The organism is Paraburkholderia sp. J63, from assembly GCF_905220245.1.
Lineage (GTDB): Bacteria > Pseudomonadota > Gammaproteobacteria > Burkholderiales > Burkholderiaceae > Paraburkholderia.
Map to the genome: position 1 here is coordinate 1 of NZ_CAJMZF010000068.1, position 23,552 is coordinate 23,552.

At 65.7% G+C, this 23,552-nt stretch carries 24 protein-coding genes, 1 tRNA gene and 1 riboswitch; of the genes, 6 read left to right on the plus strand and 19 right to left on the minus strand.

Annotation, left to right across the window (positions count from 1 at the left end; genetic code table 11):
* The coding region (locus tag U5775_RS36595) for a DUF6402 family protein (RefSeq protein ID WP_322063015.1) at nt 1-341 on the minus strand (341 nt) is incomplete at its 3' end.
* A 301-nt stretch (nt 342-642) separates the two neighbouring features.
* Between U5775_RS36595 and U5775_RS36600 the strand changes: the two genes are divergently transcribed.
* Nucleotides 643-1,230, plus strand: coding sequence for a hypothetical protein (locus U5775_RS36600; protein WP_322063016.1), 588 nt, complete (start codon nt 643-645; stop codon nt 1,228-1,230).
* Nucleotides 1,231-1,299: 69 nt separating this feature from the next.
* Here U5775_RS36600 and U5775_RS36605 read toward each other — a convergent pair whose 3' ends face one another.
* From U5775_RS36605 to mutL, 5 genes are all read right to left on the minus strand, one after another.
* Nucleotides 1,300-2,253 (minus strand): sugar-binding transcriptional regulator, encoded by a 954-nt coding sequence (locus U5775_RS36605; protein WP_322063017.1) that lies wholly within the window; start codon nt 2,251-2,253, stop codon nt 1,300-1,302.
* Between the two features lie 98 nt (nt 2,254-2,351).
* On the minus strand, nt 2,352-3,833 hold the full coding sequence (gene xylB, locus U5775_RS36610) for a xylulokinase (RefSeq protein WP_322063018.1): 1,482 nt from the start codon (nt 3,831-3,833) through the stop codon (nt 2,352-2,354).
* 139 nt (nt 3,834-3,972) lie between these two features.
* Nucleotides 3,973-5,379: a D-arabinitol 4-dehydrogenase gene (gene dalD, locus U5775_RS36615; protein ID WP_322063019.1), complete on the minus strand. Its 1,407-nt coding sequence runs from the start codon at nt 5,377-5,379 to the stop codon at nt 3,973-3,975.
* A 353-nt stretch (nt 5,380-5,732) separates the two neighbouring features.
* The gene (gene miaA / locus U5775_RS36620) at nt 5,733-6,725 is read right to left on the minus strand and encodes a tRNA (adenosine(37)-N6)-dimethylallyltransferase MiaA (protein ID WP_322063020.1); all 993 of its coding nucleotides are present in this window, start codon (nt 6,723-6,725) and stop codon (nt 5,733-5,735) included.
* Between the two features lie 7 nt (nt 6,726-6,732).
* The gene (gene mutL, locus U5775_RS36625) at nt 6,733-8,970 is read right to left on the minus strand and encodes a DNA mismatch repair endonuclease MutL (RefSeq protein WP_322063021.1); all 2,238 of its coding nucleotides are present in this window, start codon (nt 8,968-8,970) and stop codon (nt 6,733-6,735) included.
* Nucleotides 8,971-9,206: 236 nt separating this feature from the next.
* Here mutL and U5775_RS36630 point away from each other — a divergent pair, with 236 nt between their 5' ends.
* A complete protein-coding gene (locus U5775_RS36630) occupies nt 9,207-9,902 on the plus strand; it encodes a DedA family protein (RefSeq protein ID WP_322063022.1) in 696 nt (231 codons plus the stop codon).
* A gap of 103 nt (nt 9,903-10,005) precedes the next feature.
* On the opposite strand, the gene U5775_RS36635 is transcribed toward U5775_RS36630, so the two are convergent.
* Complete coding sequence (locus U5775_RS36635) at nt 10,006-10,818, minus strand: mechanosensitive ion channel family protein (protein WP_322063023.1); 813 nt, start codon at nt 10,816-10,818, stop codon at nt 10,006-10,008.
* Nucleotides 10,819-11,190: 372 nt separating this feature from the next.
* Here U5775_RS36635 and U5775_RS36640 point away from each other — a divergent pair, with 372 nt between their 5' ends.
* Nucleotides 11,191-11,871, plus strand: coding sequence for a ParB-like protein (locus U5775_RS36640; RefSeq protein WP_415913747.1), 681 nt, complete (start codon nt 11,191-11,193; stop codon nt 11,869-11,871).
* A 28-nt stretch (nt 11,872-11,899) separates the two neighbouring features.
* On the opposite strand, the gene U5775_RS36645 is transcribed toward U5775_RS36640, so the two are convergent.
* Nucleotides 11,900-12,259 (minus strand): hypothetical protein, encoded by a 360-nt coding sequence (locus U5775_RS36645; protein ID WP_322063024.1) that lies wholly within the window; start codon nt 12,257-12,259, stop codon nt 11,900-11,902.
* A 353-nt stretch (nt 12,260-12,612) separates the two neighbouring features.
* Nucleotides 12,613-13,530, minus strand: a complete 918-nt coding sequence (locus U5775_RS36650; RefSeq protein WP_322063025.1) for a LysR family transcriptional regulator — start codon at nt 13,528-13,530, stop codon at nt 12,613-12,615.
* 111 nt (nt 13,531-13,641) lie between these two features.
* On the opposite strand from U5775_RS36650, the gene U5775_RS36655 reads away from it, so the two are divergent.
* The 3 genes from U5775_RS36655 (at nt 13,642) to U5775_RS36665 (ending at nt 15,542) form a co-directional block, all read left to right on the plus strand.
* Nucleotides 13,642-14,220 (plus strand): cytochrome b, encoded by a 579-nt coding sequence (locus U5775_RS36655; protein WP_415913748.1) that lies wholly within the window; start codon nt 13,642-13,644, stop codon nt 14,218-14,220.
* A gap of 72 nt (nt 14,221-14,292) precedes the next feature.
* On the plus strand, nt 14,293-14,880 hold the full coding sequence (locus U5775_RS36660; protein ID WP_322063027.1) for a YceI family protein: 588 nt from the start codon (nt 14,293-14,295) through the stop codon (nt 14,878-14,880).
* Nucleotides 14,881-14,948: 68 nt separating this feature from the next.
* Nucleotides 14,949-15,542 carry a YceI family protein gene (locus U5775_RS36665; protein WP_322063028.1) on the plus strand — a complete coding sequence of 198 codons (594 nt, stop codon included), beginning with the start codon at nt 14,949-14,951 and terminating at the stop codon, nt 15,540-15,542.
* Nucleotides 15,543-15,760: 218 nt separating this feature from the next.
* On the opposite strand, the gene U5775_RS36670 is transcribed toward U5775_RS36665, so the two are convergent.
* The 10 genes from U5775_RS36670 to ydfG all read right to left on the minus strand — a co-directional run bounded on the left by U5775_RS36670 (nt 15,761) and on the right by ydfG (nt 22,893).
* Nucleotides 15,761-16,222, minus strand: a complete 462-nt coding sequence (locus U5775_RS36670) for a BspC domain-containing protein (protein ID WP_322063029.1) — start codon at nt 16,220-16,222, stop codon at nt 15,761-15,763.
* A gap of 151 nt (nt 16,223-16,373) precedes the next feature.
* Nucleotides 16,374-16,449: transfer RNA gene (locus tag U5775_RS36675), tRNA-Lys, on the minus strand.
* A gap of 98 nt (nt 16,450-16,547) precedes the next feature.
* Entirely contained in the window at nt 16,548-17,297 is a 750-nt protein-coding gene (ybgF, locus tag U5775_RS36680; protein ID WP_322063030.1) for a tol-pal system protein YbgF, read from the minus strand.
* 24 nt (nt 17,298-17,321) lie between these two features.
* Entirely contained in the window at nt 17,322-17,831 is a 510-nt protein-coding gene (gene pal / locus U5775_RS36685; RefSeq protein WP_322063031.1) for a peptidoglycan-associated lipoprotein Pal, read from the minus strand.
* 18 nt (nt 17,832-17,849) lie between these two features.
* Nucleotides 17,850-19,142 carry a Tol-Pal system beta propeller repeat protein TolB gene (tolB, locus tag U5775_RS36690; RefSeq protein WP_322063032.1) on the minus strand — a complete coding sequence of 431 codons (1,293 nt, stop codon included), beginning with the start codon at nt 19,140-19,142 and terminating at the stop codon, nt 17,850-17,852.
* A gap of 125 nt (nt 19,143-19,267) precedes the next feature.
* Nucleotides 19,268-20,269, minus strand: coding sequence for a cell envelope integrity protein TolA (gene tolA, locus U5775_RS36695; protein WP_322063033.1), 1,002 nt, complete (start codon nt 20,267-20,269; stop codon nt 19,268-19,270).
* Nucleotides 20,266-20,712 carry a protein TolR gene (tolR, locus tag U5775_RS36700; RefSeq protein ID WP_322063034.1) on the minus strand — a complete coding sequence of 149 codons (447 nt, stop codon included), beginning with the start codon at nt 20,710-20,712 and terminating at the stop codon, nt 20,266-20,268. Before tolR ends, tolA begins: the two co-directional genes overlap by 4 nt.
* Nucleotides 20,713-20,740: 28 nt before the next feature.
* Complete coding sequence (tolQ, locus tag U5775_RS36705) at nt 20,741-21,418, minus strand: protein TolQ (protein ID WP_238462678.1); 678 nt, start codon at nt 21,416-21,418, stop codon at nt 20,741-20,743.
* A 154-nt stretch (nt 21,419-21,572) separates the two neighbouring features.
* Entirely contained in the window at nt 21,573-22,067 is a 495-nt protein-coding gene (gene ybgC / locus U5775_RS36710) for a tol-pal system-associated acyl-CoA thioesterase (RefSeq protein ID WP_415913749.1), read from the minus strand.
* A 79-nt stretch (nt 22,068-22,146) separates the two neighbouring features.
* Nucleotides 22,147-22,893 (minus strand): bifunctional NADP-dependent 3-hydroxy acid dehydrogenase/3-hydroxypropionate dehydrogenase YdfG, encoded by a 747-nt coding sequence (ydfG, locus tag U5775_RS36715; RefSeq protein ID WP_322063036.1) that lies wholly within the window; start codon nt 22,891-22,893, stop codon nt 22,147-22,149.
* A gap of 245 nt (nt 22,894-23,138) precedes the next feature.
* Nucleotides 23,139-23,315: riboswitch (ZMP/ZTP riboswitch) on the plus strand.
* The last annotated feature ends 237 nt before the right edge of the window (nt 23,316-23,552 follow it).

Here is a 23,552-nt window from a genome sequence, read left to right on the forward strand (position 1 = left end):
GGATAAGGGGCGCCCTGCTGATTTTTCTCGGCCTTGAGGTCCGCATCGGTTGGCGCGTAGTTCAGCACGCCGGCAAACCAGCGCTCCATGAGCTTCGCCGATATGGGCATGTGCTCTAGCCTCATCGCGTCCGGTATCTCCTGGATGTCGAAGGGCGGGACTTTGATCACGTCCTGCTTTATAGGCGCCGATTTCTCCTTTGGCGGTTGAGGCAGCGGCGGTGGCGGTTTATCAAATGAGATACCTTGGATACTCACGGGTTTGCATCCTTGGCGATGATTCCATCGAGGAGTAAAGAGACCTGTTTTGTAGTACGGCAATTCATCATCGATGAGATACATGAACGCTCCTTACCTGGGATTGGTATCCACGATGCTATAAGGAGCGCAGGCGAAGGCATCTCATAAAAGAAGGCCGCCGTGGCCAAGGGCGAGTCGTCAATTACGTTGCCAATAAGGACCGCCTGGAGCAGGTTTTTTGTGTCTCGATGCATAGTCCCAATCGAGCGCCGCGCTATCATCTTGTGTTCTCTCGCTGCAAAAGCGGGTACATGTTCACGAAAGCCATGAGTGCTCAGATTAGACCGGGTGCAAGATGATTCGAAATGCCGTAGCGAGTATCTGTACTGCGGGTGCGTTATTGATGTCGTTCTCGCTGCTGGCACGCGCTGCAGAGCCGCCAGCGCAAGTGCAACAGCAGGTGCAAAAGCAACTCGACGACAAACATGAATTGCAGCCGCCCATCATCGATGCGAGCACGGTCATGCCTGGCGCATGGATTTACTTTGTCGCCAACGATGCGGTATTGCCAGGCGACACTGATGGCAATCATCCCTATACCCTCGATGCGCATCTCGCATTCGAAGATGCCAATCATGGCTGGCACGACATGCTGTTCGATCGCTATGAACAAGATGGCGGCTTCCCGCAGATTGCCTCAGTATTTTTCTCCCATGCGGACCATACGCCGAAGAGCAAGAGTCTCGTCGTGCTCGTGCAGACCCCGCAGAAACATTACGACTACGGCGGCGACTTCTACGACGGCTACGTGTACAAGCTGTCGGGGTCCGCTTCTCGAGGCGCTGTCTTTGTGGGATTGCAGGGCGATGCCAGCGCGCCGTTCATTGGGCAGTGCGAATGTGGCTTCCGTGACGGGACAACGCAACACGCGCGATATGCCAACGCCGCTGCAATACGCAAGGCGCTCGCCCAAACCTATCCGGTTAAATAGCGGTCTTGCACTATCGAATCTTCGGCGAGACTTGCAACGCAGGCGCCGCGGCAACCGAATGTGGTCCCCTCAGCCCCCATCCCCCAACGCCGCCCGCGCGCAATCCTCATCGGTCACGAGCCCCGAAAGCCAGCCGCCCTTGAGCGCCGCGATCACCGCATCGCGCTTGCGCGCGCCGCCCGCGAAGCCGATGGTGGGGCGCTTCGGCGGCGAGTCCAGATGCAGGCTCGTCACGCGCCGCCCCGTGGGCGAATCCACGCGCTTGCCGCGCGCGTCGATCGGCAGGCCGAGCATTTCCGCAATCGCGCCCAGACGCATCAGCTCGTGCACTTCGTCCGTGGTCAGGAAGCCGTCTTCATGCAGCGGACAATGCTCGCCGATATTGCCGATCCCGACGAAGGCCACGTCCGCCTCTGCCGAGAGCGATTCGACGATGCGATAGAGCCGGTGATTGCACCATTGCGCGCGCTCGGCCTCGTTGTCGGCGATGAGCGGCGCCGGCAACAGGAAGTGCTTGCCGCCCGTCTTCTCGGAGATGTGCAGCGCCACGTCGTAGCGATTCGATGAGCCATCCTGAGCAATGGCGCCCACCATCGAAACGAGCCGGTGCTGCGGCCTCTCGAGCTGCGCGATCTGATCGACGGCGGCCTTCAAGGTGCGCCCGCTGCTCACCGCCACGACCATCGGCCGCTCCTCGGTCAGATAGCGCTCCATCACCTGCGCGCCGGCGACCGCGAGCTTGCGGTCGATGGCCTCCTGCGTGTCGTCGTCCACGGGGATCACTTCGCACATCGACAAGCCATAGCGCTTCGAGAGCCGGTCCGCGAGCGCGAGGCAGTTGGCCAGTTGATGATCGACGCGCACGCGAATCAGGTTCTTCTCGACCGCGAACGCGACGAGGCGCTGCGCGACCGGGCGCGACACCTGGAGCTTTTCGGCGATCTCGTTCTGGGTGTTGCCGGCTACGTAGTAGAGCCAGGCAGCGCGGGTGGCGAGATCGAGTTTTTCGGTGGACTTGGGCACGGTGGTCGTCGGGGCGGGCTGGCGGTGCGTAGGCGTGAGCGGGGTGGGTCTGGATCCGCGTTATTTGAAGCCAAGTGTAATGGAAACGTCCGCCGCGCTCAGGCGAGCTTCGCGCGCGCGGGATCGAACAGCGGCCGCACGTGCCGGTACAGCGAGCGGTAGGCGTCGAGCCGCTCTCGCAGCGCGGCGTGACGCGCCGCGTCGGGCGTGTATTCGGCGGCGACGGGCGCCTTCGTGAGCACCTCGTCGAACGCGCCGCCCGCCGCGAGCCAGCCCAGACGCGCCGCGCCGAGCGCCGCGCCCGTCTCGCCGCCGCCGTGCTGGCGCGTGGGCGTGTCGAACGCATCGGCCGCGAGCTGCGCCCAATACGCGCTGCGCGCGCCGCCGCCGAGCATCGAGAGCGGGCCCACTTCGGTGCCGGCCGCGCGCAAGGCGTCGAGGCCGTCGGTGAGCGCGAGCGTCACGCCTTCGAGCACGGCGTAGCCGAGCAGCGCGCGGTCGGTCGCGTGCGTCATGCCGAAGAACACGCCTTGTGCGTACGGGTCGTTGTGCGGCGTGCGCTCGCCCGAGAGATAGGGCAAAAAGAGCGGCGCATGCGCGAGCGTCTGCGGCGCGAGGCGCTCGACTTCGGCGAGCAGCGTGGGTTCGTCGGTGCCGGTGAGCTTGCAGACCCAGCGCAGGCAACTGGCCGCCGAGAGCACGACGCTCATCTGATGCCAGCGCTCGGGAATCGCGTGGCAGAACGCGTGCACGGCCGAGGCCGGATTGGGCCGGAAGCGGTCGCCGATCACGCAGAGCACGCCCGAGGTGCCGAGCGAGACGAAGCCGTCGCCGGGCTGCACGGCGCCGATGCCGATCGCGCTCGTGGCGTTGTCGCCGCCGCCCGCCGCGACCACCACGCCTTCGCGCAGGCCGAACTCGCGCGCGATGGCCGGCAGCAGCGTGCCCGAAGGTGCGCTGCCTTCGGCGAGCGTGGGCATCTGCGCGCGCGTCATGTTGCAGGCGTCGAGCAGCGCGTCGGACCAGTCCCGTTTCGCGACGTCGAGCCACAACGTGCCCGCCGCGTCGGAGGGATCGGAGACCTTGCCGCCCGTGAGCTTCAGGCGCAGCCAGTCCTTCGGCAGCAGCACGCAGGCCGTTTTGCGAAACAGTTCGGGCTCGTGGCGCGCGACCCACAGCAGCTTGGGCGCGGTGAAGCCCGGCATCGCCAGATTGCCGGCCACGCGATGCAGTTGCGGCGCGCGCGCGGTGAGCTCGGCGCATTCGTCGACGGCGCGCATGTCGTTCCAGAGGATCGCGGGACGCAGCACGGTGTCGCTCTTGTCGAGCAGCACGGCGCCGTGCATCTGCCCCGAGAGGCCAATGCCGCGCACCTCGCTGAATTCATGCGGATGCTTCTCGCGCAGCGCGGCGAGCGCGCGGCGCGTGCCGTCCCACCAGTCGGCCGGGTCCTGCTCGGCCCAGCGCGGCTGGGGGCGCGAGACTGTGAACGGCGAGCCCGCGGTGCCGATCACGCGGCCGTCGGGGGCGAGCAGCAGGACTTTTACTTCTGAGGTGCCGAGGTCGATGCCGAGATACATGGGCGCGCGCGAAAGTCTTGAGGGTGGAGGCGCTACTTTAGCCGCGCGCGCCGGGCCGCGCCATGGGCGCCGACCCAGGGGCGCTGCGGTGCGGCTTCATGCGCGAAAGGGGGAAACGCGAAGGCCGCGGCGCACGGGTTCAGACGCTGCATCCGCGCTTCGCGAGCCACGCATCGACGCGCGCGAGCGCGTCGCGCAGCGCGCTCGCGAGCGGCGCGCTGCCCGCGAGGCTGCCCCAGAGCAGCTTGTCGGCGCAAAACACGGCGAGCGGATCGCTCGACGCGAACATCGCCTTCACGGCCTTGCCGTCCATCACGCCGTCCTGGTAGGGATACGGCAGCGTGCCCTCGCTCCAGCGCTGCAGGAAGCGCAGGAACAGCGCGGGCAGGATGGCCGTGGCGGCGGGCGTGGCGCCGGCTGCGATGCGTTGCGCGAGCGTCGGCGCGATGAAGCCGGGAATCTTCGAGAAGCCGTCGGCGGCCACGCGCTGATTCGTGTCCTGGATGTACGGATTGCTGAAGCGCTCGAGCACCACGTCGCGGTACTTCGCGAGATCGAGCGGGCTGGGCGTGAGGCAGGGGATCACGTCCTCGCTCACGTACTCGCGCGCGAAGCTGCGGATGTCGGCGTCGTTCGTGCCTTCGTGGATGTAGTCGAGCCCGACGAGCGTGCCCGCCCAGGCGATGCAGCTATGCGTCGCGTTGAGAATGCGGATCTTGGCCTCCTCGTACGGCATCACCGATTCGACCAGCTCCGCGCCCGCGCGCTCCCAGGCGGGACGCCCCGCGCAGAAGTGATCCTCGATCACCCACTGGATGAACGCCTCGCCCATCACGGGGCAGGCGTCGTCGAAGCCGGTCGCGGCTTTCACGCGTTCGCGCACGTCGGGCGTGGGGCGCGGCGTGATGCGATCGACCATCGAATCAGGGCAGGCGGTGTGGGCGTCGAACCAGTCGCGCAGCGCCGTCGCGCCGCGCAGCGCGAGGAATTCGCGCATGCCCTTGTGAAAGCGCTTGCCGTTGCTGCGCAGGTTGTCGCAGGTCTGGAGCGTGACAGGGTTGTTGCCGCGCGCCATGCGCGCTTCGAGTATCGCGGCGAGCGCACCGTAGATCGTGGTGCGCGCGCCGTCGAGGTCGGCGGCGAGATCGGGGTTCGTCGTGTCGAGGCGGTCGTGCTCGTCGAGGTAATAGCCGCCCTCGGTCACCGTGAACGCGATGATCTTGCAGGCGGGATCGGCGCCGGCCTCGACCAGCGCCGCGAGGTCGGCCGACCACGGCAGCACGCGCGTGATCGAGCGGATCGTCTCGTAGGCGCGCTCGCCCTGTGGCGTGACCGTTTCGAGCGTGTAGGCGCCATGCTGCGCGGCGAGCGCGTCCATGACGGCGTTCATGTCGGCGCGGATGTTGCCGACGGTGAGCGACCACGCGGGCTCGTCGGGCTGGCGCGTGAGATTCACGCGGTGCAGATACCACGCCTGATGCGCGCGGTGAAACGACCCGGCGCCGATGTGCAGGATCACGTTCGCGTCGCTGCGTTCGCTGTCCATGTATGTCTCCTGTCTTGGTAGGGCGGCTCCGCGCGCCTGATGGGCGCGTCTGTGCGCTGCTCGCTGGATTTGAATTCGGTCGAGCTGGATTTCGAGCAATTGCTCGATTGATGAACGAATGATCGTATTCGGTGCGGCGAAAGTCAAGACGGCTTGGGCGAGTTTTTGGTGGCGCGTTGCGATGGTTTCGTCGTGGACGAGCGCGCGTGAGCCCGCCGGGCGGACAAGCGGCGGTGATGCTGTGGCGCACAAATGAGGAGGGAGATGGCGCGGCGCTTTCGGGTGGTGCGCGTAGCCTGTAGTGAACAGGCTCGCGCGCGGGCCGTGCCCTGGTGCTTAGTGGCTCGGCGGCTTTAGCCCGGTGCGCGCACCACGGCCGAGATGGCGGCGACGGCCTGCGCGGTCGCATCGGCCGCGCAGCAGTCGATGACGATGCGCTCCGGCATCGCGCGCAGCCACGTGAGCTGGCGCTTGCAGAGCTGGCGCGTGGCGAACACGCCCTTGTCGCGCATCGTCGCGTAATCAACGGCGCGGTCGAGGTATTCCCAGGCCTGGCGATAGCCCACGCAGCGCATCGACGGCAGGTTCGGATCGAGATCGCCGCGCGCGCGCAGCGCCTTCACTTCGTCGAGGAAGCCGGCGGCGAGCATGGCGTCGAAGCGCTGTTCGATGCGCTTGTGCAGCACGCCGCGGTCCGAAGGTTCTAGCGCGATGGGCACGAAACGGTAGCGCGCGGCTTCGTCCTCGTGCGTGGCGCTGGAGCGCGGCGCGGCGAGCAGCGCCGACATCGGCTGGCCCGAGAGCATGAAGATTTCGAGCGCGCGCTGGATGCGCTGCGAGTCGTTGGGCGCGAGGCGCGCGGCCGTGGGCGGATCGACCTGGGCGAGACGCGCATGGAGCGCGGGCCAGCCGTCGCGCGCCGCTTCGGTGTCGAGCTGCGCGCGCACGGCGGGGTCCGCGCCGGGCAGATCGTTGAGCCCTTGGGTGAGCGCCTTGTAGTAGAGCATCGTGCCGCCCACGAGCAAGGGCACATTGCCGCGCGCGAGGATCTCGCCGGTCACGCGCAGGGCGTCGGCGCGGAAGTTGGCAGCCGAGTAGGCCTCGGCGGGATCGACGATGTCGATCAGGTGATGCGCGGCCGCCGCGCGCTCCTCGGCGTTCGGCTTGGCCGTGCCGATGTCCATCTCGCGATAGACGAGCGCCGAATCGACGCTCACGATCTCGACCGCGCGCCCGTGTCCCGCGCTGGCTTGTTCGGCCGCATAGGCGAGCGCGGCCGCGGTCTTGCCCGAAGCCGTGGGCCCGAGCAGGCACGCGATGGGCAGTGCTTCGCTGGGTTGCGTCATGAGTGCGTCACTGGCCGCGCATGAAGAGCCGGTCGAGATCGGCGAGCGTGAGCTGATACCAGGTGGGCCGGCCGTGATTGCACTGATCGGCGCGCTCGGTCGCTTCCATCTGGCGCAACAGCGCGTTCATCTCGTCGAGCGTGAGACGCCGGTTCGCGCGCACCGCGTGGTGGCAGGCGAGCGTGCCGAGCATCTCGTGCTGGCGCTCGGTCAGCACGCGCGAGCCGCCGTAGGCGTGCAGGTCGGTGAGCACGGCGCGCGCGAGCGCCTGGAGGTCGGCGTCTTTCAGCAACGCGGGCACCGCGCGGATCGCGATCGAGGTGGGCGAGAGCACCGCGAGATCGAAGCCGAGCGCTTCGAGCGTGGCCTTTTCTTCCTCGACGGTGCCGGTTTCCACGGGATCGGCCGTCATCGAGACGGGGATCAGGAGCGGCTGGACGGCAAGCGAGCGCTCGGCGAGCGCCTGCTTGAACTGCTCGTAGAGAATGCGCTCGTGCGCGGCGTGCATGTCGACGATCACGAGGCCGCGCGCGTTCTGCGCGAGCACGTAGATGCCGTGCACCTGACCGAGCGCGAAGCCGAGCGGGTGGTCGTCGCGGGCGTCGAGGGTGGCGTGCGTGGTTTGTGCCGACAGCGTGTCGGGCGAGGCGGCGCCGTCTGCGGCCTGCGGCACGGTCGCGCCGTCCGCGGTGCCTGCGCCTGTGTCCTTGCGGCCGAAGAGGGCGTCATAGAGCGCGAGCGGCTGCGCGACGGGCAGGCTGCCCTGGGTCATGCGCGACTGGCGCAGCCAGGTGTTGCCGCCGGCCGATCCCGCCGCGCCGCTCGATCCGCTTGATCCGCCCGATCCACTCGACCCGAACCCCGACGCGCGGCCTCCCGCGCCGCCCGGGAATGCGCTAGCCGAGCCGCCGAAACTGCTCGCGACGCTGGCCGTGCCGAACTTGCCCGGCGTGCCGGCGGCATCAGCGTTATGCGAGGCGCCGAAAGCGCCCGAAACACCGGAAGCCAGCCCCGCCGACCCGCCCAGCACGCCGGCGCCCGCCGCGGGCCGCGGCTCGATCAGCGCGGCGTGGCCGCCCGAGGTGGTTTCGGGCGAAGCGCCCGCATGGCGGGCGAGCGCGCGCTGGACCGCGTGGAACACGAACTGGTGAATCGAGCGCGAGTCGCGAAAGCGCACCTCGATCTTCGACGGATGCACGTTCACGTCGACGGCCTCGGGCGGCAGGTCGAGGAACAGCACATACGACGGATAGCGCTCGCCGTGCAGCACGTCTTCGTAGGCGGCGCGCACGGCATGCGTGAGCAATTTATCGCGCACGAAGCGGCCATTGACGAAGAAGTATTGCTGATCGGCGCGGTTGCGGCTCGCCGTGGGCAAGCCCGCGCAGCCGTAGACGGCGAGCGGCCCGGCGCGCTCGTCGAGCGGCAGATGCGCAGTGGCGAAGGTCTCGCCGAGGATCTTCGAGACGCGCGTGGCCGGATCGCTCGCGTTCCAGTGCTCGACGGCGCGGCCGTTGTGCAGCACCGAGATCGCCACGTCGGGCCGCGCGAGCGCGCTGCGGCGGATCATTTCGAGGCAATGACCGAGCTCGGTCTGCTCGCTCTTCAGAAACTTGCGGCGCGCGGGCGTATTGAAGTACAGCTCGCGCACTTCGATCGTCGTGCCCTGGCCGCCCGCGGCCGGTGAAATCGCGCCCGTATGTGCGTCGATCTTCACGGCGTGCGCGGCGCTCGCGGGGCGGCTCGTGATCGACATCTCGGCGACCGAGGCGATCGAGGCCAGCGCCTCGCCGCGAAACCCGAGCGTGGCGACGCTTTCGAGCTCGGCGAGCGAGCGGATCTTGCTGGTCGCGTGGCGCAGCAGCGCGAGCGGCAACTCGGCTTCGGGGATGCCGCAGCCGTCGTCGGCGATCGAGATGCGCTTCACGCCGCCTTCGTCGAGCAGGATGCGCAGCGCGGTCGCGCCCGCGTCGAGCGCGTTTTCGAGCAGCTCTTTCACGACCGAGGCGGGGCGCTCGACCACTTCGCCCGCGGCGATCTGGCTGATCAGCTGGTCGGGCAGCGCCTGGATCGCGCGCGCGGGCTGCGCGCCGCGCGAGGCGTGCGCGTGGTCAGCGGCTGCGGTGCTTGCAGGGCTCGTGTGGGCGGCTGCGCTGTCGGCAGAGTCGGGTGCGCCGTCGGAGGCGCTGTCGGGCACGCTGCTGGACACAGCGCCGGCGCCGGCAAGATCGGGATTCGAAGACATGAGCGCAATTATAGCGAGTCGGCGCGGGTGGTCCCGGGGTGCGCTTGCGTCCCCGGTTTTGCCGACGTTCGAGGGGCTTTCGCTGCGCTTTCGCGGGATTTTTGCGGATTTTCGAGGGAATTTTTCGTGACGACGGGCACTTTCGGTATCATGGCGCGGTCAATTTTGCTTCTCGCGCAACACCGGCCTCGCGCGCCTCGAGCAGGCGGCCATGCCACGACCAATAAGGGATACTTTTGGATACGCTGCTGCAGTTTGCCAATCTTGTCTTGCACATCGACAAGTTTCTCGGAGTCTTCATCCACCAGTACGGTGCCTGGGTCTATGCGGTCCTGTTCCTGATCGTGTTCTGCGAAACCGGGCTCGTCGTGCTGCCGTTCCTGCCCGGCGATTCGCTGCTGTTCATCGGCGGTGCGTTCGCGGCCACGCACGAGATGAACCTCGGCCTGCTGCTGACCCTGCTGATCGTCGCGGCGGTCACGGGCAATACCGTCAACTATCTGATTGGCCGCGCCATCGGCCCGAAGGTCTTCAATACGCGCATCCCCGTGCTCGAGCGCTTCCTCGACCGCGCGGCGCTGCAAAAGACCCACGACTTCTACGAGCGCCACGGCGGCAAGACCATCGTGCTCGCGCGTTTCATTCCGGTCGTGCGGACCTTTGCGCCGTTTGTTGCGGGCGTCTCGCAGATGAGCATGCGGCGCTTTCAGCTCTTCAACATCGCGGGCGCGCTGTTCTGGGTGCTGCTGCTCGTGCTGCTTGGCTTCTTCTTCGGCAACATCCCGTTCATTCGCCAGTACCTCAACGTGATCGTGCTCGTGGGCATTGGCGCGGCGATCGTGCCGGTGCTCATCGGCGGACTCTGGAAGATGACGCGCAAGAGCAACGCGCGCGGCGGCGCGGTGCGCGGGCCGAACGGCAATCGCAACTGAAGAACTGAAGCCGCGCTCGCGGCCGGTTCCGCAAAACAAACGGCATCGCCCCACGAGGGACGATGCCGTTTTTCCTTTGCGCGGTATTTACGCAGCGCGGCGCCTAGCCCACGCGGCGAATGAGAGAAGGCGTTTCCGGCGTCGGATAGCCCGCCTCCCGGAAAGTCTCGACGATCGCGCGGTTGGTGTCGAAGTAGACCTGCCAGTAGTGATCGTTGTTCGTATAGGGCCGCACGCACAGGAGCGGTCCTTCGGGCGTGAACGACAGCACCTCGACGTCGGGCGCCGGCTCCTGCGCGACGTTCGGGATTTTCGCGATCATGGCGCGCAGCTTGCTGGCCGCCTCGACGGGATCGACGCCGTTGGCGATCTTCGCGGTCAGCTCGACGCGGCGCACCGGCGTGGCGCTGAAGTTCGAGATGGTGTCCGAAAAGATCTTGTTGTTGCCGACGATGTTCACGACGTTGTCGGGCGAAATGATGGTCGTACCGAAGATGCCGAGCTCCTTCACGGTGCCCGTCACGCCGCCCGCCGTCACGAAGTCGCCCACCTTGAACGGGCGCAGCACCTGCATGAAGATGCCCGCGGCGAAGTGGGCGAGCAGGCCGCCCCAGGCCGTGCCGATGGCGAGGCCGAGGCCCGCGAGCAGCGCCGCGAACGACGTGGTCTGCACGCCGAACACCTGGAGAATCGCGAGGACCAGCAGCAGGTTCAGGATGCCGGACAGGATGGAGCTGAGGTAATGCGCGAGGGTGGGATCGACGCGCTGGTTGCGCGAAAGCATCTTGCGCAGCAAGCCGGCGATCATGTTGATGATCCAGCGCCCGACGATCCACAGGACGATCGCCGCCACGACCTTGGTCCCGAAGTCGATGCCTCGGGTCATGATGAATGTGCGAACGGTTTCGAGATCCAAGATGCCCTCGCTTGATACGGTGATTGAGCCGGATAAGACGCGCGAACTGCAGGGAACCCACTGCAGGGCACTGCATGGCGATGCGACTACGCGAGACGACTGTGCAACCGGGGGGCGAAGCTGGCGGGCTCGGGACGGGCGGGGTGAAAGTGGCGCACCATCGCGTGCTCGCTGGTGCATTTATAGGCCAAGCGGCGAGAGCGTGCAACGAACGTGCCCGGGTGCCTGCGGGTTGACCCCACACAGGGTTCGCGCAAAGTGGACGCGCTTCACGCTCGTTTCATGCTCAATGGATGATCGTTCGGCGGTATCGTTGCGCGTGCGGCATTACCGCCACCAAAACATCATCAAAACATCATGAGGGAGGGCTCAATGATCCTGTCGAGCAGCACCGATCTGCATCTCATCACCGTCAATCTCGAGGAACTGCGTCCGACGCAGATCACGGTCGGGTTTCGCGAGGTCGACACCAAGCGCGCGCACTGGAAATCGCTCGACAAGAAAGGGCGCGCGGCGGCGATCGACAACCACTGGTTCCCCGCTGTGCTCGGTCCGAAGCAGCGCTATTACGTGGTCGATCATCACCATCTCGGGCTCGCCTGGCTCCAGGAGGGCGTGCCGAGCGCGCGGGTCACGGTCATCAAGGACCTCTCGTGGCTCGACTCCACGATCTTCTGGCGCATGATGGAGCACAACCAGTGGGTGCATCCGTTCGATGCGCGAGGGGACCGTTGCGATTACGCGGCGCTGCCCAAGCAGCTCTCTGGTCTTGCCGACGACCCGTATCGCAGTCTCGCGGGCGAGCTGCGCGTGGCGGGCGGCTACGCGAAGGACACGACGCCCTTCAGCGAATTCCTCTGGGCCGACTATCTGCGCCAGAAGGTGAGCGCGGCGAGCATGCAGAAGGACTTCGACAAGGCGCTCGCCGACGCGCTTGCGCATGCTCACGACGCCGATGCGCGCTATTTGCCTGGCTGGTCGGGAGTCGTGCCGCCCGCGGGTGCAACGCCCGCCGCCGCTGCCGTGTCCGATAAGGGCAAGAAGAAAGCGTGAGCGCGGCGTAAGTACAGCGGCGCTGCGCTCACATCGGCAGCGTCGACTTGCTGTACGGCGAAGTTTCGATCTCGATTGCGCCGGGCGGCGTCGCGCGGCGTGCGACGCGTGCGAGGACGATCGCCAGCACGGCCGCAAGCAGATAGGCGGCCGTGCGCGCGAAGAACGTCTCGGCCGGCTTCTGGTTGCGCCAGGGGCCGCCCGCATCGGCGAACACGAGGAACGTGAGCGCGGTGTCGAACACGAACGCAAGCACGATCAAGCCGATGAACACGCGCGTGCCGCGCACACGCAGATCGGGGCGCATGGCGCGGGCGCAACCGCACACCAGATGCACGGCGGCGAGAAGCGCCAGATTTGAAAGCAGGCAGCAGACGAAGGTGGACATGAGTCGTATCGGGCAACGCACAAAAAGGGCGGCCGATACACTGCGCGATACAAGCGCGTCGGGCGGGCGGCTCGCGCCATGCTGTTCGCGCGCAGTTCGTGAATCGGCCGGCAACGCGCCGCGATCATGGCACGACGATGTTTCTCGAAAAATGGTCTGAGCGCGGCTTGGGGCACGTATGACGGCGCCCGTTTGCGCGAGCGCGCCGCGTGGCGCGGTTCAGGCGAGTTTGTGAAGCATTGTCAGGCAGCGCCGCGAGGGTTGTATCGACGCAACTGGGCGCAGGAATGGGGGACAACGATGAGGCCGCAACGATGCGTGCCGCATGCGTTTCCGTCGCGCCCGATGTGCGTTCAGTACGCGTCGGCCTGCACCGTCTCCGGCGGCGTGCCGCTAGCGAGATAGTGGCTGAGCCACTGGCAGGCGGGGCCGGTCGCGGCGTCCGTGCGATGGATCAGCGAGATGTTGTAGTTCACCGAGCCGCGATCGGCGAGCGTGATGCGCACGAGGCGTCCGGCTTCGAGATCGGCCTCGACGAGATGGCGCGGCATCGACCCCCAGCCGAGCCCCGCGAGCAGCAGACGATGCTTCGCGCCCAGGTCGCCGAGCTTCCATGCGCGGTTGCTGTACACGCCGAAGGTCTGACCGAGCGTGAGCCGGCTGCGGTCGGTGAGCACGAGCTGGGTGTGCTCGCGCGCGTCGGAGATGCGCACGGGCTGCGCGGCCTGCGCGAGCGGATGGTTCGGCGCCGCCACCAGCACGAGCTCGACGGTGCCGATCGCGCGCGCCTCGATCACGTGCGGCCAGTTCTGGTTCGGCCCGCTGATGCCGATGGCGCAGTCGCCGTCGAGCACGAGCTTGAGCACGCCGCCCAGTGCCTCCATGGTGAGGTTCAGCGCCACGGTCGGAAAGGCCAGCGCGAACGCCTGGAGTGCCTCCACGAGCCGAGGGGACGGAAACATCACGTCCACGGCCACCGAGACCTCGCCTTCGAGCCCGCGCTGCAGGCCGGCCGCCTTGGCGCTAAGCTGGCCCATGAGCAGATCGAGGCGGCGCGCGTCGGCGAGAATCGCGCGCCCCGCGGCCGTGAGCTCGGGCTTGCGCTTGCCGCGCTCGAAGAGCGCGACGCCGAGCAGCGCCTCCAGATTGGCGATCGTGTAGCTCACCACGGACTGCGCGCGATCGAGCTGGCGCGCCGCGGCCGAAAAACTGCCGGTTTCCGCGACGGCGATCAGCGCGCGCAATTGTTCGAGGCTCGGGGAGCGGTCCATGAGCGGTCCGGGATCGATCTATCGAGAAAATGGATGATAACGATCAATTTTAGACGATTGTTTGAATGGCTGACGCCGGGTTAAAGTGCGCGTTCCCTGTTGAGGATGCCCATGTCGATGAATCGTTCCGTCAAGCCCACCGGCCGCTACAGCGGCGTCGCCATGCTGCTGCACTGGCTGATCGCCGCGTTGATCGTCTGGGGCTTTGCGCTCGGCTGGATCATGACCGACATTCCCGGCATCACGCCCACCAAGCTGCGCTACTTCTCGTGGCACAAGTGGATCGGCGTGAGCGTGCTCGCGCTCGTGCTGGTGCGCATCGTGTGGCGCGCGACCCATGCCGCGCCCGCGCTGCCGGGCTCCATGCACGGCTGGGAGCGCGCTGCCGCGCACGCCGGCCATTTCGCGCTGTACCTGCTGATGGTCGCGATTCCCGTGACCGGCTATCTCTATAGCTCCGCGGCGGGCATCCAGGTCGTGTACCTCGGCATCTGGCCGCTGCCCACGATCATCGGCCCCGACAAGGCGCTCAAGGGCGTGCTGCGGCTCGTCCACATCTCGCTCAATTACACGCTGCTCGCCGTGGTCGTGCTGCACGTGCTCGCGGTCGTGAAGCATCAGTGGCTCGACCGTCAGAACATCCTCGCGCGCATGCTGCCCTTCGGCAAGCCGGGCGCGCCGCGCGATTGAGCGCCGTGTCGCCCGCGCGCGCTTAGTTCGTTACCCTAATCATTCTTCACCGCTCATAGCGAACCGATTGCCATGATCCAACGTCTTGCCTCCAAAGTTTCCGTCGTCGCGCTCGGCGTGGCGCTTGCCGCAGGCGCGGCATTCACCGCTTCGTTCGCCATGAACGCCGACGCCGCGGGCGAAGCCGCGAAGAGCTCCGTCTCGGCCGTGTTCAAGCAGATGAACGTGCCGGTGGAAGGGCGCTTCAACCGCTTTAACGCCGACGTGCACTTCGACCCGGCCAACGCCGCGGCATCGAGCGCCAAGCTCGATGTCGACGTCGCGAGCTTCGACCTCGGCTCGCCCGATTACAACAAGGAAGTCGCCGGCGACGAATGGTTCGACGCCTCGCACTTCCCGCACGCCACCTTCGTTTCCACGCAGATCAAGCCGGCCGCGAACGGGGCCTGGACGGTCGCGGGCAAGCTCACGATCAAGGGCAAGACGACCGACGTCGTCGTGCCGGTGCAGTACCACAAGGACGGCGCGAACCAGGTGTTCGACGGCGCGCTACCCATCAAGCGCCTCGCCTACGGCATCGGCTCGGGCGAGTGGAAAGACACGTCGATCGTCGCCGACGACGTGCAGATCAAGTTTCACATCGTGACCGCCGCGCACTGACGCGCGCCGGTCTGCCGTTTCATCGCGCGCCTTATTCGCACCTTATTCGCACCAGGACCTACGCCTTCATGAAGACCACGCTTTTCGCCGCTGCGGCAATCTCCGCGGCGCTGGCCGCCGCCATCGCCACGCCCGCCTTCGCGGCGGCCACGACGTACAACCTCGACCCGTCGCACACCTACCCGAGCTTCGAAGCCGACCACTTCGGCGGCGTCTCGGTCTGGCGCGGCAAGTTCACGAAGAGCTCGGGCACCGTCGTGCTCGACCGCGCGGCGAAGACCGGCACGGTCGACGTGACCATCGACGCCTCGTCGATCGACACCGGCAATGCGTCGCTCGACAAGCACGTGAGCTCAGCAGAAATGCTCGACGCGGCCAAATATCCCACCGCCGTCTACAAGGGCACGTCGATCAAATTCGACGGCGACAAGCCGGTCGAAGTGATTGGCACGTTCACGCTGCACGGCGTTACGAAGCCGCTGAACCTCAAGATCGATTCGTTCAAGTGCTTCCAGAACCCGATGCTCAAGCGCGAAGTGTGCGGCGCCGACGCAACGGCCCAGTTCGATCGTTCGGACTACGGCGTGGATTACGGCAAGGCCTATGGCTTCAAGATGGCCACGACGCTGCAGATTCAGGTGGAAGGCGTCAAGGCGGACTGAGTGCGCCGCCGGACGCTGCGGTGAAAGCAGCGTCCATAGACTCCAGTGAGCCCGTGCGAGCGATGTGCAGCACGGGCTTTTTTGCGCGCGCAGCGCATGCGCAACGTGCCTATGCAGGCCAACCGGGCGGCCAATGCAACGGGTGGAGAAAGCTCAGTAGAACCAGGCGAGTTGCCAGCGATACACGAGCGCCGGGACCGGCGCTCGTGCAGTAGGCCTTATTGGATGGACGAACTCGCGTTGGCCGTGCGCGGCGTCAGCGCGACATCGACGACATGGGTATGCCAGATACCGCAGGTCGCTTTCACGGGTACCCAGGCGTACTTGCCGCGCAGCTTGGCGAAGCCGCGCAGATGGATGAGCGTATCGATGGGCGACGCTTGCGCCACGGCGCCCGGCGCAACGGCGCTCGAAGACGAGACACGCGTGATGGCGCTTTCCGGAGCGGGGGTTTCGATGTGCGCGGTGAGCGCGCGGCGATCCGGCACGAGCAGCGAATCGTAGCGCTGGCCCTGGTGCACCCACTCGTCGAGTGCGGAGATACAGTTGACGACGACGTCGGGCACGCGAATGCGGCGCAGGTATTCGTAGTCTTCGGGCGGGGCTTGCATTTGCGCCTGTACGCGCAGACTGATCCAGAACAGCGCGAGCAGGGCGCAGGCGAGAGTCGAGAACTTCATGATGACGTGGCCTGTGCGACGGAAGAAGGAACAGCGGGGAGGGGGAGTATACACGCTGATGCGTGCAGGACGCAGCGAGGGTCCGCCAGGGAGAGTGCCGCCTGAAAGCAGAAAGCCCAGTCGCGAGGACTGGGCTTTCTGATTGATTCTTTGGTAGGCCGTACGGGATTCGAACCTGTGACCAACGGATTAAAAGTCCGCTGCTCTACCAGCTGAGCTAACGACCCAAAAGAGAAGCGAGATTATAGCGATGCTCCCGGCAGGTGTCAACCTGCGAGAGCCGCGCTACGTCGACAAGCCTGCCAGCAACCGCGAGCGACAGCGCTTATTTGAGCTGCGAGAGCTTGCTCTGCGCCGTCTGCGCTACGTCCGAACTGCCGTACTGCGAAACGATCTGCTCGAGCGTGCGCCTGGCCGCAGCCTTTTGTCCCTGCTCGATCTGATTGTTCGCAATCGCCAGCAGCGAGTCGGCAGCGCGCGGATGCTGCGGATAGTTCTTGACCACGTTCTGCCACGTCGCGGTCGACCCCTTGTAGTCCTTCATCGCGTAGAGCGCGTTGCCGAGCCAGTATTGCGCGGTCGGCTGGTAGGGACTCTGCGGGTACTTCGAGATGAAGCTGCGGAACGCAGAGGCGGCCTTGCTGAAGTCGCCGTTGCGAAACAGCTGCGAAGCAGCGTTGAACGCATCGGTCTCGCCCGGCTGAACCGTGCCCTGCACGCCATCCACGGTCTGCTGCTGCGGCTCGAACTTCTTGAGGCGCGTGTCCAGATCCGTGTAGTAGTCCTTCTGCTGCTTCTGCAGGGTCGCCAACTGGTTCGCCATGTCCTCGTTCTGTCCGCGCAGCGTCGCGACCTGCTGGTTGAGCTGGTCGAGGCGGTTGGACTGGTCGAGGATCGTGCGCTGGGCGGCGGACAGCTGGCTAGACAGATTGTCCGTTTTCGCGCGCAGGTCGAGAATCGCCTGGCGCGCCTGATCGTCATCGAAGAGACCCGCGTGAGCCGGCAGCGCCGCGAAGGCGGCACCGGCTACGCAGGCGGCTGCGGCCAAGCGCAGCGGGGAGAAACGGTGCGACATACGCCCCTTCATCCAATACTCAAATTACTGTTGGTAGACGAGGTCGGCACGGCGGTTCTGCGACCACGATTCTTCGTCGTGGCCCAGCGCGACCGGCTTTTCCTTGCCGAGGCTGACGGCTTCCATCTGCGAATCGCCCACGCCGTCGAGCGCGAGGACGCGGCGCACAGCTTCAGCACGCTTTTGGCCCAGTGCCAGGTTGTACTCGCTCGAGCCGCGCTCGTCGGTGTTGCCCTGGATCAGGACGTGACGTTGCGGGTGCGTCTTCAGGTATTGCGCGTGAGCTTGCAGCAGCGACTGGTAGTCGTCCTTGACCGAGTAGCTGTCGAAGTCGAAGTACACGCTGCGCTTGGCGAGCGGGCTGTTCGGGTTGTTCAGCTCGTCGACGTTCACCTGGGCAACGGCGTTCGGGTTCGGCTGCGTGCTCATTGCGCCGGTGTTTTCATTTTCACCGGTCTTGACGCCCGACTTACACGCGGCCAGCGTACCGATCATCATGACGGCCAAGGCCAAGCGGACTTTATTCGACATCATTTTTGCTCTCCTGAAGTGTTATTGCATGAAAGGACCCCAGGACGGCTCGCGCACGATGCCGCCCTGAACGGACAGGATTTGCCGCGTCCGACCGTCGGTCGATACGGCAGCCAGCACGCCACGGCCGTTCACCTGAGTGGCGTAAAGAATGTACTGACCGTTCGCCGCGAAGCTGGGCGATTCGTCATGTGTGGTGTCGGTGAGCGCCGTGGCGACGCCGGACTGCAGATCTTGAATGTACAGCTTAAATCCGCCGCCCGCGCGTGAGATGTACGCCAGTTCCTTGCCGTCGGGGCTGACCTTCGGGCTCGTGTTGTAGTTGCCGGTGAACGTCACGCGCTGGGCCGCGCCGGCGCTTTCGCCCTGGGCCGGCATCTTGTAGATCTGCGGCTGGCCGCCGCGGTCGCTCGTGAAGTAAATCCAGCGTCCGTCAGGAGAGTAGGTGGGTTCCGTGTCGATCGTCGTGCCTTGCGTGAGGCGGCGCAGGCCGGAGCCGTCGGCATTGACGGCGAAGATCTGCGTGTTGCCCGTACGCGACAGTGCGACGGCGAGCGTGCGGCCATCCGGCGACCAGGCCGGTGCCGAGTTGTTGCCCTTCTGGTCGGAGACCATGACGCGCCGCCCCGTAGGCAGGTCATGCACGTAGACGATGGGCTTTTTCTTTTCGAAAGAAACGTAGGCAACCTTGGTGCCGTCAGGCGACCAGGCCGGCGAGATGATCGGCTCGGGGCTCGAGAGCGCGATGTGCGCGTCTTGTCCATCGGAGTCCGAAATCTGCAGCTGGTAGCGGTTGCCCGTCTTGATCACGTACGACAGACGCGTGGCGAACACGCCGCGGTCGCCGAGCAGCTTCTGATAGATGTAGTCCGCAACCTTGTGCGCGCTCATGCGCAGACCGCCGGCGGGGCTCTGCAGCACGAGGCCGCCGAGGGCTTCCCCTTTCACCGTGTCATACAGCTTGAAGCGCACTTCGTACTGGCCGTTGGCGAGCTTGTTTACGCTGCCCGCGACGAAGGCGTTGGCGCCCTTGGCCTTCCAGCTGCCGAGGTCGACCGAGTCGTTTTCCGAGATCGGTGCGCTACCCGCGTCGATATTGGTGAATTTGCCGCTGCGCGCGAGGTCGGCGCGCACGATGGCGGCGACTTGCTGCGGCGAATTCGCTTCGCCCGCGAAATTTGCCGTGGCGATGGGGAACTGGGTGGAGCCCACGCCAGTGACGAGGACGTTGAGTTGTGCGTTCGCTGCGCCGCCGACTGCAATCAGGCAAGACGCGACGAGAGTTCGCAGGCCAAGCTTCGTCATCAAACTCATGCTGTGCTGTTTCCTGAAAAAGCGATTTTTGTCACACCGGGCAACAGCAGAGAGACCCGAAAACATTCGAATCGTTCCTGGGTCCGCTGCCGTGCACCGGCTTCCCTGTGCCCCAATTGGCGCCCTTAACTGGCCGGGCGCAAGGTAATTTTAAAGTTCGACGGCGTTTTGCCATCCGTGTCGAGCGGCATCGGATCCGAGCGCTGGACCGCACGCAACGCGGCGTCGTCCCACTGCGAATTGCCGCTGCTGCGCGAGATGGTGGCCGACAGCAACGTGCCGCTCGGCGAGCAATGCACCGAAATCTCCGTCTCGAGGCCTGCCGTCTCGCCGGCCCAGATGATGTTCGGGCGGACACGACGCCGCACCTTGTCCGCGTAGCCCGGCGAAGCCGCGTTGCCGCCCGAGCCGCTGCCGGTGCCGCTCTTCGCGAGACCATTGCCGCTCGTACCGGCGCCGCCGCCCATCGAGCCTTGCATCTGCGCGATGCGCGCGCGCCGCTCGGCGTCGAGCTTCTTCGCCTGGGCGTCGGCTTGCGCCTTGGCCTTGGCGGCCTTTTCGGCGTCGGCCTTCTTCTGCGCGTCGAGCTTCGCCTGCTTCTGTGCTTCTTCCTGCTGCTGCTTCTTCAGCGCTTCTTGCTGCTGTTGCTGCTTGAGCTTGTCGGCGGCGGCCTGCTGCTGTTCTTGCTGCTGCTGTTGCTTGAGCAACGCCCGCTTCTGCTGCAAGGCGAGCTGCGCAGCCTGCTGGGCCGCGAGCTGCTGCTGACGCTTCGCCTCGGCTTCCTGCTGCGTCTTCAGACGTTGCTGCTCGGCCAGTTGCGCTTCGCGTGCCGCCTCCTGCTGCTTACGCTTTTGCTGTTGCAGGGCGATGTCGGCGTCCTCCGTTTGCGGCGGAGGCGGGGCAGGGGTGACGGGCGCGGGCGGCGGCAAGGGCCGCGGCGTCGACATGTCCGGCACCTCGGTCCAGAGTTCCGCCTCTTCGCCCGCCGGCGTGCTGTTCTGCCAGTGGATGCCGTGGTAGAGGAACAAGCCGAGCAGCACATGCATGACCACGGCAAGCGCAAGAGCACGTCCCGTGCCTCGCTCGCGCGGAGGCTGCAGCGGATACGAATCTTTGTTCCGGGTCATTGCGATTTGACGAGCAGTCCGACACGTTTGACGCCGTGCGACTTCAGGTCGGACATCACGTTCATCACCGTCTCGTACTTGACGGACTTGTCGGCTGCGATCACGACGGGCTGGTCGGGATGGCTCTGCTCGCGGTCGGCGACGAAGCCGTTGAGATCGGCGCGCGTCATGTTTTCCTGCTGCGTGGCGCCCGAATCATCCTTGTAGCGTACGCTCAGATTGCCGTCGGGGCGAATGTTGACCACGACGGGCGGCGTCTGCTGCTGCTGGCTTGCGCCGCCGACGGTCGGCAGGTTGACGATGGACGGCGCGACCAGCGGCGCCGTCACCATGAAAATCACGAGCAACACCAGCATCACGTCGATATACGGCACGACGTTGATGTCGGCCATCGCACGGCGCGAGCGGCTGCCTCGCATGCTCGAACGGACTGAGCCTCCCATCTTCGACTCCTTGGCTAGCTGGTGAAGATTAGTGGGCCTGACGTTGCAGGATGTTCGAAAACTCTTCGATGAAGGTTTCGAAGCGAATCGCGAGACGGTCGATGTCGTGCGCGTAGCTGTTGTACGCGACGACCGCCGGAATGGCCGCGAACAGACCGATCGCGGTGGCCGTCAGCGCTTCGGCAATGCCGGGCGCGACGTTCGCGAGCGTGGCCTGCTGCACGTTCGCGAGGCCGCGGAACGCATTCATGATCCCCCAGACCGTGCCGAACAGACCAATGTACGGGCTCACCGAGCCGACCGACGCGAGGAACGAGAGGTTCGCCTCGAGCGCATCCATTTCACGCTGGAAGGCCGCGCGCATTGCGCGGCGCGCGCCGTCGAGCACGAGGCTCGGATCGTTCAGGCGCTTCTCCTTGGCCTTGAGGAACTCGCGCATGCCCGACTCGAAGATACGCTCGAGCGCGCCGATCGTGTGACGGTTGTTGGCCGCGCTCTGATAGAGCGCCTGCAGGTCGCCGCCCGACCAGAAATCGCGCTCGAAATTCTCGGTCTGCCGGCGCGCACGGCGGATGGCAAACCACTTGCGGAAGATGAAAGTCCAGGAAATCAGGGACAGCAACAGGAGCAAGCCCATCACCGCCTGTGCCAGGACGCTCGCATTAAGAACGAGAGAAAGGATCGACAGATCTTGTGTAGTGTTCATAGAGGTTCTTGTTAACGTCCCGCAAGGGGCGAGCGGCTGCAAGACAACGCGAATTTTTCCGAAGGCAAATGGAAAGGCGTCGCGCCGTCGCAACCGAACCCAGCCTGGTCATGAATCGACCGACGCGAGTTCACTGGCGTCGTATCAACGGCAATTACTGGGCAGCCGTTGACACGGCCGGCAAGACTTTCTTCATGCCACGCTCCAAAGCGTCAAAAACGTGGTCAGGAATGGCTGCAGGGCGCATTTCTGCACCATTCACGCAGGCAACGCGAATCTTTCCGCTGACTAACAACGTGTCGCCGCGCCATGCAGTTTGCATGAAATCGACCGCCACGCGACCCAGTTTGGTAATCCGGGTCACGATTGTCACGACGTCGTCAAGGCGGGCGGGCGACTTGTAGTCGAGCGTGGTGTTGCACACGACGAACAGCTCGCCGGATTCCTCGGCGAGCCTGCGCTGATCGACGCCACACGCGCGCAGCCATTCGGTGCGCGCGCGCTCGAAGAACTTCAGATAGTTCGCGTAAAACACGATGCCGCCGGCATCAGTGTCTTCGTAATAGACGCGTACCGGCCAGCTAAAGCCGGCTGCAGCCGCTGATGGGGTCGCATCCGGGTTGGAGGGAGATCTTTCCATGCCGCGCATTCTACCGGAACGCGTAGTCGCCACGCCGTTCGTACGACTGACGCAAGAAAGAAAAATGAAAGGTTTGGCCGCGATGGGTTTAGCCCCGATGGACGCTGAGACCGGCGAACGACTGCGCGACCGGCATCAACTCGATCGTATTGATGTTGACGTGCGCGGGACGCGTGGCGATCCAGTAGATGGAATCGGCGACGTCCTCGGGGCTGAGCGGCTGCACGTCCTTATACATATTGGCCGCTTTCGCCTCGTCGCCGCGAAAGCGCACGCTGGAGAACTCCGTGCCGCCGCACAGGCCGGGCTCGATGTCCGTCACGCGCAGGGCGGTGCCGGTCAGGTCGGCGCGCAGATTGAGGCTGAACTGGCGCACGAAGGCCTTGCTCGCGCCATAGACGTTGCCGCCCGCATACGGCCAGCTGCCCGCCGTCGAACCCAGATTGACGACGTGGCCGCGGTTGCGCGCCACCATGCCGGGCAGGAACGCGCGCGTCACCCGCACGAGCCCGGTGCAGTTGGTGTCGATCATGGTCTCCCAGGCGTCGAGATCGGCTTTATGCGCGGGTTCGACGCCGAGCGCGAGGCCGGCGTTGTTGACGAGTACGTCGATGTCGGCAAATTCGGGCGGCAGCGCGCCCGGCGCGGCTTCGACGGCGGCGCGCTCGCGCACGTCGAGTTCGAACGGCAGGAGGGCGTCGCCCAGTTCCGCGGCGAGGGCGTCGAGACGGTCCTTGCGGCGCGCCGTGGCGACGACGCGGTGTCCGCCCTTGACGAAGGCCCGGGCGATGGCGGCGCCGAATCCCGCGGATGCGCCGGTGACGAAGACGATCATGGTTGTTCCCTGGTCAGTGCAAGGCGAAGAAAGGGGAAAGCCTACTTGCAATGCGGCGCTGCGGCAAGGAAGCGGGAGCACCGAGGCCAGCCGGGCAGTGGGGCGGGGCGCCGGGCCGTCCGCAGCCGGGTTTTTCGGGTGCGGAAGAGCGCCTTCGCGCAGGCCTTGGCGGTGCAGCATCGGGCGGCCTCTGCGGCCGCCTCCCAGGTTGCCTATTCCGGTCGCATCCAATACACTAACGCGCTCAATCCCTGCGTGACTGGCGATAGGGTCCCTGAATGGCAATCGTTGTAATACTTGCCTTTCAAGCTGCGTGAACGGCACGAATGGTGTGTTGCGGCGCGGCTCAAACGGGGGCTCAAGGTGGAACGACCCACCGTGAAGCGCAGGGTGCCGTTTTGCCGTTCGCCTGGGCAGCCGAATTCCGCGCGCTTCACTTAGCGCTGCTGGGCCTTCACCGGCCGTGGCTGTCCTGCCTCGCGTGTGCGGCACCTTGTTCCGCCACGTCAAGGCTGGCCTGTTTCCACAGCGCGCCAGCAGCGCCGCGTACCCGCTACGCGTTCGGCGCGAGACCCGGTCAACCTGAACACACTTAACGGAACCCGTATGTTTGATAGAGCCGAAAGCACCATCGCCAACGTCGATCCCGAACTCTTCAA

Excerpts from the sequence above, each read along its gene's own strand:
- U5775_RS36650 (WP_322063025.1), bottom strand. The coding sequence starts at position 13,530 with ATGGACCGCTCCCCGAGCCTCGAACAATTGCGCGCGCTGATCGCCGTC.
- tolR (WP_322063034.1), bottom strand. The coding sequence starts at position 20,712 with ATGGGAGGCTCAGTCCGTTCGAGCATGCGAGGCAGCCGCTCGCGCCGT.
- U5775_RS36670 (WP_322063029.1), bottom strand. The coding sequence starts at position 16,222 with ATGAAGTTCTCGACTCTCGCCTGCGCCCTGCTCGCGCTGTTCTGGATC.
- ydfG (WP_322063036.1), bottom strand. The coding sequence starts at position 22,893 with ATGATCGTCTTCGTCACCGGCGCATCCGCGGGATTCGGCGCCGCCATC.
- U5775_RS36665 (WP_322063028.1), top strand. The coding sequence starts at position 14,949 with ATGAAGACCACGCTTTTCGCCGCTGCGGCAATCTCCGCGGCGCTGGCC.
- mutL (WP_322063021.1), bottom strand. The coding sequence starts at position 8,970 with ATGTCTTCGAATCCCGATCTTGCCGGCGCCGGCGCTGTGTCCAGCAGC.
- tolQ (WP_238462678.1), bottom strand. The coding sequence starts at position 21,418 with ATGAACACTACACAAGATCTGTCGATCCTTTCTCTCGTTCTTAATGCG.
- dalD (WP_322063019.1), bottom strand. The coding sequence starts at position 5,379 with ATGGACAGCGAACGCAGCGACGCGAACGTGATCCTGCACATCGGCGCC.
- miaA (WP_322063020.1), bottom strand. The coding sequence starts at position 6,725 with ATGACGCAACCCAGCGAAGCACTGCCCATCGCGTGCCTGCTCGGGCCC.
- U5775_RS36640 (WP_415913747.1), top strand. The coding sequence starts at position 11,191 with ATGATCCTGTCGAGCAGCACCGATCTGCATCTCATCACCGTCAATCTC.
- U5775_RS36655 (WP_415913748.1), top strand. The coding sequence starts at position 13,642 with ATGTCGATGAATCGTTCCGTCAAGCCCACCGGCCGCTACAGCGGCGTC.
- ybgC (WP_415913749.1), bottom strand. The coding sequence starts at position 22,067 with ATGCGCGGCATGGAAAGATCTCCCTCCAACCCGGATGCGACCCCATCA.
- tolA (WP_322063033.1), bottom strand. The coding sequence starts at position 20,269 with ATGACCCGGAACAAAGATTCGTATCCGCTGCAGCCTCCGCGCGAGCGA.
- U5775_RS36600 (WP_322063016.1), top strand. The coding sequence starts at position 643 with ATGTCGTTCTCGCTGCTGGCACGCGCTGCAGAGCCGCCAGCGCAAGTG.
- xylB (WP_322063018.1), bottom strand. The coding sequence starts at position 3,833 with ATGTATCTCGGCATCGACCTCGGCACCTCAGAAGTAAAAGTCCTGCTG.
- U5775_RS36660 (WP_322063027.1), top strand. The coding sequence starts at position 14,293 with ATGATCCAACGTCTTGCCTCCAAAGTTTCCGTCGTCGCGCTCGGCGTG.
- ybgF (WP_322063030.1), bottom strand. The coding sequence starts at position 17,297 with ATGTCGCACCGTTTCTCCCCGCTGCGCTTGGCCGCAGCCGCCTGCGTA.
- tolB (WP_322063032.1), bottom strand. The coding sequence starts at position 19,142 with ATGAGTTTGATGACGAAGCTTGGCCTGCGAACTCTCGTCGCGTCTTGC.
- U5775_RS36645 (WP_322063024.1), bottom strand. The coding sequence starts at position 12,259 with ATGTCCACCTTCGTCTGCTGCCTGCTTTCAAATCTGGCGCTTCTCGCC.
- pal (WP_322063031.1), bottom strand. The coding sequence starts at position 17,831 with ATGATGTCGAATAAAGTCCGCTTGGCCTTGGCCGTCATGATGATCGGT.